Here is a 1,579-nt window from a genome sequence, read left to right as displayed (position 1 = left end):
CTTGTTGTTTAACCTCGGCGGTCACTCGACCTGCTGATCTGCGGTTCTTCCCGGGACAGTGGAGACGGCCGTTCTCCACGCTTCGAGATGTCGAGTCACGAAGCACGAGAGAACGGCCGCTGCCCATGAGTCTCCCCCTCGACCCGCCCGCATGCCAGGCATTGGCTCTCCTGTCCCGCTTTCGGGTTGAGTTCTACGAATGCCTCTACGCCCGCGCGGACTCACTCTTCGAGCTCACCGACGCGGTGCTGTGCACGGACGGGCCGGTGAAGACCCTCGTCGAGCTGTCGCTCACGGCCGAGCACCGTCGGGGGCACGGCGCCCTGTATGCCGCGCTGGACCGGGGCTGGCTGGAGCCGGCCCGGCTGCGTCGCATGCTGGCCGGCCTGCCGCTGCCGAAGGCGGCCGACGGCCGGATCGTGCTGGCCGTCGACGTGAGCAACTGGCTCCGCCCCGACGCCCCCACCAGCGACGACCGGCTCTTCTGTCACGTCTACGGACGTGGCGACCGCAAAACGGACCAGCTCGTTCCCGGCTGGCCGTACTCCTTCGTCGCCGCCCTGGAAACAGGCCGTACCTCCTGGGTCGCGCTGCTGGACGCCGTGCGCCTCGGGCCGGCCGACGACGCGACCGCCGTCACCTCCGCCCAACTACGCGATGTCGTAGAGCGGTTGACACAGGCCGGACACTGGCAGCCAGCCGACCCGGAGATCCTGATCATGATGGACTCCGGCTACGACGTCGCCTACCTCTCGCACGCTCTCGTGGACCTTCCGGTCGTGCTGGTCGGACGCTTGCGCTCGGACCGCGTCATGCTCCGAGACGCAGGCCCCACACGCTCCACCCCGAGGGGCGGGCGCCCGCGTCGACACGGCGGCGTCCTCACCTTCGCGAAGCCCGAGAGCTGGCATCAGCCCGAGGTCACCACGGTCACGGACACCACCCGTTACGGCACCGCGGAGGCGGTCGCGTGGGACCGGATGCACCCCAGGCTCACCCATCGCGGCCCCTGGCTGGACCACGCAAAGGAAGAACTGCCGATCCTGCACGGGACATTGGTGCGACTGAAGGTCGATCGCTTGCCGGGCGACCGGGATCCGAAACCGGTCTGGCTGTGGTGCTCGGCCACCGCCGCCACCGGCGCGGACGTGGACCGCTGGTGGCAGTCGTTCCTGCGCAGATTCGACCTGGAACACACCTTCAGACTCATGAAGCAGACGCTCGGCTGGACCGCCCCGAAGATCCGCCACGCCGACAGCGCTGACCTGTGGACCTGGCTCATCATCGCCGCCCACACCCAACTCCGTCTGGCCCGGCCGCTGGCCGAGGACCTCCGCCGCCCCTGGGAACGGCCCGCCGAGCCCCGCCGTCTCACCCCCGCCCGGGTGCGGCGGGGGTTTCGCAACATCCGCCCGACCATCGCTCGCCCCGCGACAGCACCGAAACCGTCCAAGCCGGGCCCCGGACGGCCGCCCGGCTCGAAGAACAAGCAGCGGGCCACGCGTCACGACGTCGGAAAGACGGTCAAACGCGCCGAATCGATCAAGGAACACCAAGCCCGACGAGGATAAATTCCAAG

At 69.2% G+C, this 1,579-nt stretch carries 1 protein-coding gene; it reads left to right on the top strand.

Translation table 11 applies throughout. The features are described 5' to 3' along the window. The first annotated feature begins 125 nt into the window (after positions 1-125). Positions 126-1,571, top strand: coding sequence for an NF041680 family putative transposase (locus AC07AL_RS38540; protein WP_478319568.1), 1,446 nt, complete (start codon positions 126-128; stop codon positions 1,569-1,571). Positions 1,572-1,579 lie beyond the last annotated feature (8 nt).

This window comes from Kitasatospora sp. NPDC043949 (assembly GCF_056435365.1).
Note: the sequence above shows the minus strand (reverse complement) of the source record. Positions and strands in the feature narration are given on the sequence as shown.

Excerpts from the sequence above, each read along its gene's own strand:
- AC07AL_RS38540 (WP_478319568.1), top strand. The coding sequence starts at position 126 with ATGAGTCTCCCCCTCGACCCGCCCGCATGCCAGGCATTGGCTCTCCTG.